This is a genomic window from Xenorhabdus miraniensis (genome assembly GCF_002632615.1).
Map to the genome: position 1 here is coordinate 39,449 of NZ_NITZ01000020.1, position 13,432 is coordinate 52,880.

The 13,432-nt window shown below is 38.8% G+C and carries 10 protein-coding genes and 1 tRNA gene; 6 read left to right on the forward strand and 5 right to left on the reverse strand.

All coding sequences use genetic code 11. From position 1 onward, the window contains the following. Window positions 1-478: 478 nt before the first annotated feature. Window positions 479-3,142, forward strand: a complete 2,664-nt coding sequence (adhE, locus tag Xmir_RS16775) for a bifunctional acetaldehyde-CoA/alcohol dehydrogenase (protein WP_099114825.1) — start codon at window positions 479-481, stop codon at window positions 3,140-3,142. 118 nt (window positions 3,143-3,260) lie between these two features. Here the strand turns inward: adhE and Xmir_RS16780 are convergent, their stop codons facing one another. Next, complete coding sequence (locus Xmir_RS16780) at window positions 3,261-3,857, reverse strand: thymidine kinase (protein ID WP_099114826.1); 597 nt, start codon at window positions 3,855-3,857, stop codon at window positions 3,261-3,263. A 646-nt stretch (window positions 3,858-4,503) separates the two neighbouring features. Between Xmir_RS16780 and hns the strand changes: the two genes are divergently transcribed. Then, the gene (hns, locus tag Xmir_RS16785) at window positions 4,504-4,905 is read left to right on the forward strand and encodes a histone-like nucleoid-structuring protein H-NS (RefSeq protein ID WP_099114827.1); all 402 of its coding nucleotides are present in this window, start codon (window positions 4,504-4,506) and stop codon (window positions 4,903-4,905) included. Between the two features lie 235 nt (window positions 4,906-5,140). Here hns and Xmir_RS16790 read toward each other — a convergent pair whose 3' ends face one another. Genes Xmir_RS16790 through galU form a run of 3 tightly spaced genes read right to left on the reverse strand, consistent with a single transcriptional unit; the run spans window position 5,141 to window position 8,445 of the window. Continuing rightward, complete coding sequence (locus tag Xmir_RS16790) at window positions 5,141-6,151, reverse strand: NAD-dependent epimerase (protein WP_099114861.1); 1,011 nt, start codon at window positions 6,149-6,151, stop codon at window positions 5,141-5,143. Window positions 6,152-6,159: 8 nt separating this feature from the next. Continuing rightward, complete coding sequence (locus Xmir_RS16795; protein WP_099114828.1) at window positions 6,160-7,503, reverse strand: UDP-glucose dehydrogenase family protein; 1,344 nt, start codon at window positions 7,501-7,503, stop codon at window positions 6,160-6,162. 24 nt (window positions 7,504-7,527) lie between these two features. Next, window positions 7,528-8,445 carry a UTP--glucose-1-phosphate uridylyltransferase GalU gene (galU, locus tag Xmir_RS16800; protein WP_099114829.1) on the reverse strand — a complete coding sequence of 306 codons (918 nt, stop codon included), beginning with the start codon at window positions 8,443-8,445 and terminating at the stop codon, window positions 7,528-7,530. Window positions 8,446-9,134: 689 nt separating this feature from the next. On the opposite strand from galU, the gene Xmir_RS16805 reads away from it, so the two are divergent. The 3 genes from Xmir_RS16805 to Xmir_RS16815 all read left to right on the forward strand — a co-directional run bounded on the left by Xmir_RS16805 (window position 9,135) and on the right by Xmir_RS16815 (window position 10,751). Beyond that, the gene (locus Xmir_RS16805) at window positions 9,135-9,596 is read left to right on the forward strand and encodes a YchJ family protein (RefSeq protein ID WP_145956903.1); all 462 of its coding nucleotides are present in this window, start codon (window positions 9,135-9,137) and stop codon (window positions 9,594-9,596) included. Between the two features lie 67 nt (window positions 9,597-9,663). Then, window positions 9,664-10,512, forward strand: a complete 849-nt coding sequence (gene purU, locus Xmir_RS16810) for a formyltetrahydrofolate deformylase (RefSeq protein ID WP_099114831.1) — start codon at window positions 9,664-9,666, stop codon at window positions 10,510-10,512. Window positions 10,513-10,666: 154 nt separating this feature from the next. Then, window positions 10,667-10,751 (forward strand) — tRNA-Tyr (locus Xmir_RS16815). Window positions 10,752-11,097: 346 nt separating this feature from the next. On the opposite strand, the gene Xmir_RS16820 is transcribed toward Xmir_RS16815, so the two are convergent. Continuing rightward, entirely contained in the window at window positions 11,098-11,961 is an 864-nt protein-coding gene (locus Xmir_RS16820) for a helix-turn-helix domain-containing protein (protein ID WP_099114832.1), read from the reverse strand. A 651-nt stretch (window positions 11,962-12,612) separates the two neighbouring features. On the opposite strand from Xmir_RS16820, the gene xthA reads away from it, so the two are divergent. After that, on the forward strand, window positions 12,613-13,419 hold the full coding sequence (gene xthA, locus Xmir_RS16825) for an exodeoxyribonuclease III (protein WP_099114833.1): 807 nt from the start codon (window positions 12,613-12,615) through the stop codon (window positions 13,417-13,419). Window positions 13,420-13,432 lie beyond the last annotated feature (13 nt).

Consider the following 13,432-nt stretch of genomic DNA (forward strand, 5'->3'; position numbering starts at 1 on the left):
TCTCATACAAATAAATAAAACTTATAGCAATAACTAAACAATACAGTAAATCGAAATCAATTCGTTACGTTAAATCAACTAATTCGGAAATTTTTATCAATAAGCTCAGCCTATCAATAAGAAATACAATAAAAATAAAGTTAATGAATTGTATTAAATTGGTTAATTGAAAATGTAAATTTATACCAATATATCAATTGGTAATTGCCCTCCAAAACAAAAGCTGAATTGTGTCAGCTTAATGTTTTCATGATCTAAATCACAATATAAAAGCCTGTAAATGGTAATCTGTATTCAACGTAAAATTTCAAGACAAGGAATTATTCCTATATCGATCATTTCATTAAGCAATTTTTTAAGGCAATTAGCCGTATTTTTGATTAAATCTAAAAAATTAATCTCATTACACTATTTGATAATTTAATAATCTCGCAGCTAATTACCTTAAAAAATTTAACATTTATCAGGAGTAATTTTTATGGCTGTAACTCAACTTGCTGAACTCAACGAATTAGTTGCTCGCGTAAAAAAAGCCCAACACGAATTTGCTAACTTTTCTCAGGAACAAGTTGACCGAATTTTTCGTGCTGCTGCCCTTGCTGCCGCAGATGCTCGTATTTCACTGGCAAAATTAGCGGTGTCTGAATCTGGAATGGGAATAGTAGAAGACAAAGTGATCAAAAATCATTTTGCTTCTGAGTATATTTATAACGCCTATAAAGATGATAAAACCTGCGGCATCTTATCTGAAGATAATACGTTCGGTACTATTACTATTGCGGAACCTATTGGCCTAATTTGCGGTATCGTTCCAACAACAAACCCGACATCTACAGCCATTTTCAAGGCACTTATCAGCCTGAAAACCCGAAATGGCATTATTTTCTCCCCCCATCCACGAGCTAAAAAGGCAACCAATAAAGCAGCCGAAATCGTCTTAAAGGCAGCAGTTGAAGCAGGGGCGCCAAAAGACATCATTGGCTGGATAGATGAACCTTCTGTCGAGCTTTCAAATGCTTTAATGCATCACCCTGATATTAATTTGATTTTAGCAACCGGTGGCCCTGGCATGGTGAAAGCAGCCTATAGTTCCGGCAAACCTGCAATTGGTGTCGGTGCCGGTAATACCCCTGTGGTCATTGATGAATCAGCAGATATCAAACGTGCCGTCGCCTCAATTCTGATGTCAAAAACCTTCGATAATGGTGTGATTTGTGCTTCGGAACAATCAGTGATTGTTGTTGATGCTGTTTATGAGCAAGTTCGTGAACGTTTTTCAACTCACGGTGGATATATTCTGCAAGGAAAAGAACTGAAAGCGGTTCAAGATATTATTTTAAAAAATGGTAACTTAAATGCTGCAATTGTTGGCCAGCCAGCAACAAACATTGCTGAAATGGCTGGGGTTAATGTACCTGAAAATACTAAAATTCTTATCGGTGAAGTCACGCTGGTCGATGAGACTGAACCTTTCGCTCATGAAAAATTATCGCCGCTACTTGCTATGTACCGTGGTAAAGACTTTGAAGATGCCGTTGAAAAAGCTGAGAGATTAGTTGAAATGGGCGGTATCGGGCATACTTCATGCCTTTATACTGAACAAGATAATCAGGCTGAGCGCATTAAATATTTCGGCGATAAAATGAAGACTGCCCGTATCTTGATTAACACACCAGCATCCCAAGGTGGAATCGGCGATTTGTATAACTTCAAGCTATCCCCTTCTCTTACGCTGGGTTGTGGATCTTGGGGCGGTAACTCCATTTCCGAAAATGTGGGGCCAAAACATCTGATCAATACGAAAACAGTCGCTAAAAGAGCCGAAAATATGTTGTGGCATAAACTTCCAAAATCAATCTATTTCCGACGCGGCTCTCTGCCGATTGCGTTGGAAGAAGTCGCTACAGACGGCGCAAAACGTGCTTTTATTGTTACAGACCGCTTCTTATTCAATAACGGTTATGCCGATCAGGTTATCAATGTGTTGAAATCTTACGGTATAGAAACTGAAGTCTTTTTCGAAGTTGAAGCAGACCCTACTTTGAGTATCGTCCGTAAAGGCGCTGAACAAATGCATCTGTTCAAACCGGATGTCATTATTGCTCTTGGTGGCGGTTCCCCCATGGACGCGGCCAAAATTATGTGGGTGATGTATGAGCATCCAGAAACACATTTTGAAGAACTGGCCCTGCGCTTTATGGATATCCGTAAACGCATCTATAAGTTCCCGAAAATGGGCGTAAAAGCCAAAATGGTTGCTATTACCACGACGTCAGGAACAGGTTCAGAAGTAACGCCTTTTGCGGTTGTCACTGATGACATAACCGGGCAAAAATACCCATTGGCAGACTATGCACTGACTCCTGATATGGCGATTGTCGATGCCAATTTAGTTATGGACATGCCAAAATCCCTGTGTGCTTTTGGTGGTCTGGATGCAGTAACACACGCACTGGAAGCCTATGTTTCTGTTCTGGCTAATGAATATTCTGATGGACAAGCCCTGCAAGCACTGAAGCTATTGAAAGATTTTCTGCCTGCCAGTTACCACGAAGGGGCAAAAAATCCCGTTGCCCGCGAACGTGTCCATAACGCAGCGACCATTGCCGGCATTGCTTTTGCCAACGCATTTTTAGGCGTATGCCACTCTATGGCCCATAAACTTGGCTCCGAATTCCATATTCCACACGGTTTAGCCAATGCGCTGTTAATCTGCAATGTGATTCGCTACAACGCGAATGACAACCCAACGAAACAAACCGCATTCAGTCAATACGACCGTCCACAGGCGCGACGTCGCTATGCGGAAATCGCAGATCATCTAGGACTAACCGCATCAGGTGATCGTACTGCGGCAAAAATTGAAAAACTGTTGACCTGGCTAGAAGAGATAAAATCCCAGTTAGGCATTCCCGCTTCTATCCGCGAAACAGGTGTTCAAGAGGCTGATTTTTTGGCAAAAATTGACAAACTCGCAGAAGATGCGTTTGATGACCAATGCACTGGGGCCAATCCACGTTATCCATTAATTTCTGAATTGAAGCAATTGCTATTGGATTCTTTTTATGGTCGTAAGTTCGCAGAACAAAGCGGACCTCAGGAGGCAATAAGACCAAATAGAAAAAATAATAAGAAACAATAATAAATGATAGGCTGATGTAATTTAAAAGGCGCTAGGTTACCCTAACGCCTTTTTCTATTATTACATTTACCTGGTTTAATAACTTTATGCCCATTCTTAGATCGCAACGTTTGTCGTATTAAGCTTTTTTTGCCTTAGCCTCACGAATAACGTCACTATAGTGCTTACGGCACACAGAGACGTACTTTTCATTACCACCAATATCAACCTGAGCCCCGTCGTAAACAACGTTCCCATCGCTGCCAAAGCGCAATACACGGCTGGCTTTTCTCCCACAATGGCAAATTGTTTTCAACTCCACCAACTTATCTGACCATGCGAGAAGATATTCGCTTCCACTGAATAACTCCCCTTGAAAATCGGTTCTCAGACCATAACAAAGAACAGGGATATCATCATAATCTACAATTTCACATAGCTGTTCGACATGTTCTTTCGTCAAGAATTGACATTCATCAATCAAAACACAATGAACTTTTTCCGCCTCATTTTCACTTCTGATAAGCTCGGCAATATTTTTTTCGGGTGAAAACAGCAAAGCTTCAGCGGATAAACCAATACGGGAACTTACCTTTCCTTTACCGAACCGAGTGTCGATTTCCGCTGTAAAAATCAGCGTCCTCATTCCTCTTTCGTTATAGTTATAGGATGATTGCAATAAGGAAGTTGATTTCCCTGCATTCATGGCAGAATAATAAAAATAAAGCTGAGCCATTGGCCCGTCCATCCTCTTGTCAAATTTAATCAGTCGGTATATCGCGGTAAGTTTACCACAAACTCTGATTGAGATTGCTCCCTGTTATTGCTAAATGTGGAGTAGCAGAAACAAATTAGAACAAATAAGAAAATATTATTTTCATGATAATCATCACATTTGAGCATATAAAATCAGCACACAAGCACATTCTGCATGACAAATGAACGAAATTAACATCAAAAAGAAATAGTTATTTATCCTTCCACTCTTTGCATATTAATAATCATAGCGGTTTACTTTTGCTCAATTCGGTCACTATAATCATAACCAATAGATTACCCATAAAAAACTTTCAGCTCACACTAAATTCTTCAACTTATTTCCAGAAGAACAGTTAACATTTCTTACGGATTGACTATAAATTAGTTTTATACGTCTCAGTTTATCCCTTACTCAACTTTACAGTAATCCGTCCTCAATGCTTATTGAAAAATGGCAATCTGAATAGCGTGATTAAAACGCAATATATCGATTATCAAAAAAATTGCATTTTAAAATGACATGTTTTAGCCTGAGAAAGTAAATTCACTATTGCAGAAAATAAAATAGCATTCTATTATTATCCCTACATCAGCCATCATCATTATAATTTGAGACCAGGACAATGAGCGAAAATTTAAAATCCTTAAATAACATCCGTACCTTGCGCGCACAAGCAAGAGAATGTGAACTTACTACTTTAGAAGAAATGCTGGAAAAACTTACGACTGTTGTTGAAGAACGTCGCGATGAAGAAAGCCATGCTCGTGCACAAATAGAAGAGCGTACACGTAAACTTCAAGAATACCGTGAAATGCTGGAAAAAGACGGCATTGAATTAAGTGATTTAGTAGATGCTTTAAGCGGTAAATCTACTGGTAAATCTAAACGTGCAGCACGTCCAGCTAAATATTCATACGTTGACGAAGGTGAAACTAAAACTTGGACCGGTCAAGGCCGTACACCAGCTGTAATCAAAAAAGCAATTGATGAACAAGGCAAAAAACTGGAAGATTTCCTGATCTAATCAGTTGTCTTGTAGACTCAATAACAAAAATACCCCTTATCGGGTATTTTTGTTTTTATGCTTAATACAACTAACTAGGTTAATTACTGGCTGATGTAAAAAAACACCGAGATTTATATTAACGACTAAGTCGCTTTCATATTCTCATGTGCTAAAGAAGAACTTAACACTAACTTAGTTTTTTATTAACATAAACTGATAAAAAGGAGCTAATCGCTCCTTTTTTATTTCACCATTACGCTGCCTGATAAAAGTTTAAGTACCAATCAACAAAGCGTTTTACCCCTTCCTTCACCGGAGTATCAGGTGAAAAGCCAATTTTAGCGTAAAGCTCACTAGAATCTGCGCATGTTGATAACACATCGCCATCCTGAATTTCCATAAAGTTTTTCTTTGCTTCAATTCCTAATGAATCTTCAATGGCTTCAATAAAATCCCCCAGCTTTGTCGGTTGGCCGTTACCAATATTGTAAACACAGTATGGCGCAGAGCTGGCAGATATCTGACCATCTTCAACTGACCAATTTTTATTGGAAGCAGGAATGACAGCTTGCAATCTGATTATAGATTCAACAATATCATCAATATATGTGAAATCCCTCACCATATTCCCATGGTTATAAATATCGATTGGTTTGCCTTCTAACATAGCTTTAGTAAATTTAAATAAAGCCATGTCAGGGCGTCCCCATGGCCCATATACGGTAAAAAATCTCAACCCGGTAGTAGGAAGGTGATAAAGATGCGAATAACTGTGAGACATTAGCTCATCAGCTTTTTTCGTGGCTGCATATAAAGAAACAGGGTGATCAACAGAATCATCAGTAGAGAATGGCTGCTTTCTATTTAAACCATATACTGAACTTGAAGACGCATATAATAAGTGTTCCACATGATTATGGCGACATCCTTCAAGGATATTGATATGACCGATGATATTGGCATCAATATATGCCATTGGGTTTTGGATAGAATAACGCACGCCAGGTTGAGCACCCAAATGGATAACTCGCTGAAATTGATGCTTAGTAAACAATTCCGGGATGGCAACTCTATCGGCCAAATCTAATTTTTCAAATTTGAAATTCGAATAAGGGAGTAATAAATTTAATCTCGCCTGTTTTAAATTAACATCATAATAATCATTGAGGTTATCGATACCGACAACCTCATACCCCATATTCAATAATCGCTGGCTAACATGAAAACCAATAAAACCAGCGGAACCTGTAACTAAAAATTTCATATAATAACTCAAATAACCGGATTGATTGAGGCCCCGCGCCCAATTCCATAGTATGTAAATCCACGCGATTGCAGGCGCTCAGGATCATAAAGATTACGTCCATCAAAAATCACTGGCGTTTTCAATGAATCCTTAATCACATCAAAATCAGGCGCTCTGAAGTTTTGCCATTCTGTGCATATAACCAAAGCATCGGCACCTTTTAATGCTGCCTCTTTGGTACCCATTAAAGAAAGATCGTCACGCTGTCCATAAATACGTTGGGCTTCCTGCATGGCTTCGGGATCATATGCCTGTATTTTAGCGCCACATTCCCATAATGTTTCCATCAAGACACGACTTGATGCTTCACGCATATCATCCGTATTAGGTTTAAACGATAACCCCCAAATAGCGAATGTTTTGCCAGATAAGTCATTACCAAAATGACGTTTTACAAAAGTAGGCAATTTTGTTTTCTGTTTTTCGTTAACCTGCTCAACGGCCTGAAGAATTTTTGGCGTATATCCAATTTGTTCAGAAGTACGAATCAATGCCTGAACATCTTTCGGGAAACATGAACCACCATATCCACATCCAGGGTAAATAAAATGATATCCGATGCGCGAATCAGAACCAATTCCCTGACGTACATTCTCAATATCCGCTCCCAATATCTCTGCCAGGTTAGCAATTTCATTCATAAAACTAATTTTGGTTGCCAACATACAGTTAGCTGCATATTTAGTCAGCTCAGCACTGCGAATATCCATGACTATCATGCGATCGTGGTTACGATTAAAAGGTTCGTAGAGTTCACGCATTACATCAACTACATTATCGTTATCACAACCAATGATTATGCGCTCAGGTCGCATGCAATCGGCAACTGCCGCACCTTCTTTCAAAAATTCAGGGTTAGAGACAACATCGAACGGGAGTTCTACATTGCGTTCTGCCAGTGTTGCCTGCATCACTGCCCTGACTTTATCAGCCGTGCCCACGGGTACTGTTGATTTGTCAACAACGACTTTATAGCCATCCATATTTTCCGCGATGGTTCTGGCTACCGCAGTGACATATTGAAGATCGGCTGATCCATCTTCATCGGGAGGTGTTCCTACTGCAATAAACTGTAATTTGCCATGAGCAATACCGGCTTTGGCATCCGTTGTAAAATTTAAACGCCCTTCTGCATGATTTTTCTTTACCAAAGGCGTCAAACCCGGTTCAAAAATAGGGATCTGACCATTTTTCAGGTTCTCGACTTTTTTTGCATCAACGTCAACACAAAGTACATCATGCCCAACTTCTGCAAACACGGTTGCCTGAACTAAGCCCACATAGCCAATACCAAATACAGTAACTTTCATATCACACCTTAAATCACCAGTAGATTATTTTTCAATCCGATTTTGCAAAGTCATGACCCAATCCGTGAATAATTTACCCAGTTCCTTATGTTTCATGCCATATTCAACAAATGCCTGCATATAACCTAATTTATTACCACAATCGTGGCTACGCCCCTGCAAGTGATAAGCCTCAACAGGTTCTTTTTCCATCAGCATGGCAATTGCATCTGTCAATTGTATTTCATCTCCTGCACCTGGTGCAGTTTTTGCCAATAACGGCCAAATATTTTCAGATAATACATAGCGCCCAACGATAGAAAGATTTGAGGGTGCTTCTTCTGGTTTTGGCTTTTCAACAACGCGAACAATAGGCTTGCTATCACCCGGTTTTAGTTCTTCACCTAAACAATCGACGATACCATAATCCGAAACACTCTCTACAGGAACAGGTTCAACCAGAATTTGGCTTGCGCCACTACTATTAAAGCGTGACAACATTTCGCTCAAATTATATTTTGACAAATCAGTACTATATTCATCCAAAATAACATCGGGCAAAATCACTGCAAATGGCTCATTACCAATAAGCGGCTTGGCGCATAGCACGGCATGCCCCAACCCTTTTGCAATCCCTTGGCGGGTCTGCATAATGGTCACATGCTTTGGGCAAATAGACTGTATTTCATCTAATAACTGGCGTTTCACTCTTTTCTCAAGAATCGCCTCCAGTTCAAAGCTGGTATCAAAATGGTTTTCTATCGAGTTTTTGGATGAATGTGTAACCAGAATAATTTCATTAATGCCCGCTTTGATACATTCATTGACGACATACTGAATAAGTGGTTTATCCACAAGAGGGAGCATTTCTTTAGGAATGGCCTTCGTGGCTGGTAACATCCGAGTTCCCAAACCGGCAACGGGTATAACAGCCTTTTTTACCTTTTTATTTATTACTGACATTACATTGTCTCCTACTGCTCTGTTGTCACTGACAAAATCCTTTACAGCTTAAACAATAGCATTAACTCTCTAAAAAAATGGTATGTGTGAAGAAAATCGTACTTGCAAAAAAATAACGCGCATGAGTATACCAGTTAATTCAACTAGATATACAGTACGAAAACATTTAATCGCACTTCAGTGATTCAATATTTAGTATCACGATAAAATGATACATAAATGTTATAAACCAACTGATAAAGAGATGAAAAAAACATCAGTTTTATTTCTATTATGCTATACGCTGTATTAGCAAAAGAGTTGTATTACCAAAAGGACTGTGCTCAGCGATTTAAATTGAATGAATATTCTTCAATACAGAGAAGACAATTTGTTATCTCACGGCATCTAATAATTACGGAACTTAATATATGTATTTAATCTGGTTGGCAACAATAAAATGTTTTCTCTGTAAAGAGTGATATAACTCATAATTTCAAAATCATTCATGATAATCATATTCGAACCCTGCTCCACCATAGCGGACACTTAGCAAGCGTTGCGACGGTTGCCCATATTCGAGTATCATCAGCCAATGATAGCTCGATAGACCTGTACTATTTATTATATTCTTACATTTATTATAGTCTTACATATCTTTGCAATATTGCTCATATTGACAGCAACCACTTTGAATAATTGGAGTTATTTTGACAAACATGTGTTCCTGCGGCAGTGGTTCACCTTTCACTCATTGTTGTAGCCCCTATCTCGAAAATCATCGTCTTGCTCCAAATGCCGAATCTTTGATGCGTTCCAGATATAGTGCTTATGTGACGCAAAATGCAAACTATCTTATCGCTACTTGGCATCCTGATTGTCAGGCTGAAAATTGGCGTACAGAAATAGAGAAAAGTTTCGCGGGCGTACAATGGCTGGGACTGAACGTCCTCGAAACGAGCGAAGGTAAACATAATAACGAGGCCTATGTTGAATTTTCAGCTTGCTTTATTGAACAAGGAAAGCAAGATAGACAATTGATTCATGAGCGTTCGCGTTTTTTGCGCATTGAACAACGTTGGTTTTATATCGATGGCGTTCGCCCTCAGACAGGCCGTAATAGCCCTTGTCCGTGTGGTTCAGGCAAAAAATACAAGAAGTGCTGTGGATAAATCAGTATCTAAGTATTAAACATAACAATTCACAAGTAGTGAAGAATATTCGGGGATCTCGTAATCCATGCAAAACACAAACATACAAAAAAAAATCTTGCGTACAATCTGTCCTGACGCTAAAGGATTAATCGCAAAAATCACAAATATTTGTTACAAACATCAATTAAATATCGTTCAAAACAATGAGTTCGTAGATCATCGTACTGGACGTTTTTTTATGCGCACAGAACTAGAGGGTATTTTCAACGATGAAACACTTCTGGCAGATTTGGATGATGCCCTGCCAGTCGGTTCAAACCGCGAATTAAATACAGCCGGTCGCCGCCGTATCGTTATCATGGTGACAAAAGAAGCACATTGTATTGGCGATATCTTAGTAAAAAGCGCCTATGGTGGATTGGATGTTGAAATTGCTGCTGTTATCGGCAATCACACAACCCTGCAACATTTGGTTGAACAGTTTGGTATTCCATTCCATTACATTAGCCATGAAGGTTTAACTCGTGAGCAACATGATGAAGCTCTCATGGCTCAAATTGATCAATATGAACCCGATTATGTTGTGCTCGCTAAATACATGCGTGTTTTAACACCCGCATTTGTTCAGCATTATCCAAACCAAATAATCAACATCCATCATTCATTCTTACCGGCATTCATCGGTGCACGCCCTTATCATCAGGCTTATGAGCGTGGTGTAAAAATCATTGGCGCCACTGCTCATTATGTAAACGATAGCTTAGACGAAGGCCCAATTATTACTCAGGATGTAATTAATGTGGATCACACCTATACTGCGGAAGAGATGATGCGTGCAGGGCGAGATGTTGAAAAAAATGTTTTGAGTCAGGCATTGCACTCTGTTTTTTCTCAACGAGTCTTTGTATATGGTAACCGCACTATTATCCTTTAAAAAGTAAGAAGTTATTGGACGTTAGAGCATAATCTGCTCATGAGGTTTAAAAAAACATCGTTCGATACTTTATTTTCAATAAACTACTTTACAGCGGCGGCTTATTTGGTATTATGCCGTCCGCTGCTAACGACAGCGAACAATTCAAAAATCTGGTGGGGTTCCCGAGCGGCCAAAGGGAGCAGACTGTAAATCTGCCGTCACAGACTTCGAAGGTTCGAATCCTTCCCCCACCACCATCAAAGAATCACCCTTACTTTACATCACCCAATAATTCAACATATCCTGCTTTAGAGAAGCTCCAAAACCCTTTGAGCAAAATTCGAATGAATACAGCGTAATGATAATGCCTATAGCGTATAGAATTACACGGAATGAGATAATGAAATGTATAGGTATGGATATAGTGTGGCGTGCGTGATGTGCTAATCCGAAGGTGAGGAACAAAATGACGAATCACCCTTCCTCACCACCATCAAAAATCTACCCCAAGCCCTGAGTGCATTACAAAAGCAATAAATGCCTTTGGATAAGTACCAATAGCGGAGCTGGGAAATCTGGAGTTCGCTCCGCTTATGTAATCGGCTACTCCATATCGCTAACAGAGTCGATGAAACGATTTAACACGCTTGAATGAGACTTTGATTTGTAGACATAACACTGATTCACTGCATCAGGTCGTGATATTGGAATGAAGCCTAAGCTTTCTCCCTCTTCCAATGCGCCGGAGTGGGAATCTGTAATACAAATATAATCGGTTGACTGAATAAAATTAAGACAGCATTCTATATTGTCCATCTGTCGAATATTGACCTTCTCTCCATTTTTTATCATTTCCTCTTCCAAATTCTTTATCAAATTACCTTTGTAGAGTACGGGATCACATAACCATGTTCTCTTTTTCAGTAATTGAGTAAAGTCCCCATTCACTTCATTCAATAACTCTTTACGGCAGCAGATCCCTAAATTTGGCCCATCAATTTTCCGTACAAGACTGAATCTATCACTAAGTACTTTTTCTGAGCTTAAAATTATCGTATTACCCTCATAGTCAACTATTTCATCAATGTTATCATAACTGAAGCGTAATATATTTACTTGAGCATTATTTCTGTCCGCTGCTTTATAAAGCGAAATCAGATGCTTTTTCTTACCCCAATCATGGTATATATTTACCACATTACAAATACTCCCGCTGATGTGTTTCTTTGTAATTTCTTTCTCTTTCAAATAGAGCTCTTTTAGGTCATTATATAACTCCACTCCGTCTTTGGTCAGAATCATCCCAAACTTCTCCCTTTTAAATAAGCGCTTTCCTAACGTCGCTTCAAAGTCTTTAATTGATTTAGCGACTGGGGGAGTAGTACGGTTCATCACTCTTGCCGCCTTGCTTAAAGAACCCATTTCCACCACCGCCATGAATGCTTCTAATTTACGAGAAAAAAACATAATTCACCGTTCCTATGTAACTTGTGGCTAAAATAATTTCCTTGAAATGGCCTTCTCATCAGGTAACCGCTAAATCAAACTTGATATTATGAAGGTACAATTTTGTACAATAAAAATAGATATTTTTCAAATGACATTTATATAAAATGCCAGCCCCTGATGCAATAATGCGGTTTAGATGAACTATATAATTCATCTATATCATGATGAATATTCCACCGTGATTGTAAGCCATTAATAAATATAACCATGACCTACAAGTCCAAATTTCTATCAGAGATTGATTAACTCTTCTACTTTTTCATTAATTAATTTTTGTAACGCACAACATAAAATAAATTCAAAGCATAAAAAACCTAACAAGGATTATAATATCACTCGTTTAATATAACATATTAAAACTAGTGAATTATCATATATCCTTTAATTCATTACTTGTTATCTTTGTGTTTTATTATTATTTATAAAACGATTCGACACTATAAATTTGGGGTAGCAAGAGTATTATACTCATAATAGTATTACATATAGGAGTAAAGTAGCGAAATATCAAGTTAGTTAGGTAAAATTTATTATTTAATAAATAGTTACATCTTTATTTATATCTGTTAACATTAAAAACCAGTACATTCTCAAGGTGATTATAACGATATGAAATTTATCTCATTCAATATTAATGGATTGCGAGCACGCCCCCATCAACTTGCTGCCATTGTTGAACAACACCAACCAGATGTGATCGGATTACAGGAAATAAAAGTTCACGATGAAATGTTTCCCTTAGAAGAAGTGAGCAAACTGGGCTATCACGTCTTCTATCACGGCCAAAAATCACACTATGGTGTTGCCTTGCTTACCCGCCAGCAACCCGTAGAAGTTCGCAAGGGTTTCCCTACAGATGGTGAAGATGCACAACGTCGTATCATTATGGCTGATATCGAAACACCTCTCGGTTTATTAACTGTAATCAACGGCTATTTTCCTCAAGGAGAAAGTCGTGATCATCCAGTCAAATTTCCGGCAAAAGAAAATTTTTATCAGGATCTGCAATCCTACTTAGTCAATCACCATACCCCAGAATCACACATTCTGATCATGGGAGATATGAATATCAGCCCTACTGATCTTGATATAGGAATCGGAGAAAACAATCAAAAACGCTGGTTAAAAACGGGGAAATGCTCTTTCCTGCCAGAAGAGAGAGAATGGATGGAACGCCTTAAGAATTGGGGATTAATCGATACATTCCGGGCTAAACATCCCGAAATCAATGACCAATTCTCTTGGTTTGATTATCGCTCAAAAGGGTTTGATGATAATCGCGGATTACGCATTGATTTGTTGCTTGCCAGCCAATCCTTAGCAGAACGGTGTATCTCTTCAGGCATTGATTATGCCATTCGCAGCATGGAAAAACCGTCTGATCACGCTCCTGTCTGGACAGAATTTGAAATATAATTACCAAATTATG

What these genes read in the sequence shown, in the direction of transcription:
- adhE (WP_099114825.1), top strand. Translation starts at nt 479, where the DNA reads ATGGCTGTAACTCAACTTGCTGAACTCAACGAATTAGTTGCTCGCGTA.
- Xmir_RS16780 (WP_099114826.1), bottom strand. Translation starts at nt 3,857, where the DNA reads ATGGCTCAGCTTTATTTTTATTATTCTGCCATGAATGCAGGGAAATCA.
- hns (WP_099114827.1), top strand. Translation starts at nt 4,504, where the DNA reads ATGAGCGAAAATTTAAAATCCTTAAATAACATCCGTACCTTGCGCGCA.
- Xmir_RS16790 (WP_099114861.1), bottom strand. Translation starts at nt 6,151, where the DNA reads ATGAAATTTTTAGTTACAGGTTCCGCTGGTTTTATTGGTTTTCATGTT.
- Xmir_RS16795 (WP_099114828.1), bottom strand. Translation starts at nt 7,503, where the DNA reads ATGAAAGTTACTGTATTTGGTATTGGCTATGTGGGCTTAGTTCAGGCA.
- galU (WP_099114829.1), bottom strand. Translation starts at nt 8,445, where the DNA reads ATGTCAGTAATAAATAAAAAGGTAAAAAAGGCTGTTATACCCGTTGCC.
- purU (WP_099114831.1), top strand. Translation starts at nt 9,664, where the DNA reads ATGCAAAACACAAACATACAAAAAAAAATCTTGCGTACAATCTGTCCT.
- Xmir_RS16820 (WP_099114832.1), bottom strand. Translation starts at nt 11,961, where the DNA reads ATGTTTTTTTCTCGTAAATTAGAAGCATTCATGGCGGTGGTGGAAATG.
- xthA (WP_099114833.1), top strand. Translation starts at nt 12,613, where the DNA reads ATGAAATTTATCTCATTCAATATTAATGGATTGCGAGCACGCCCCCAT.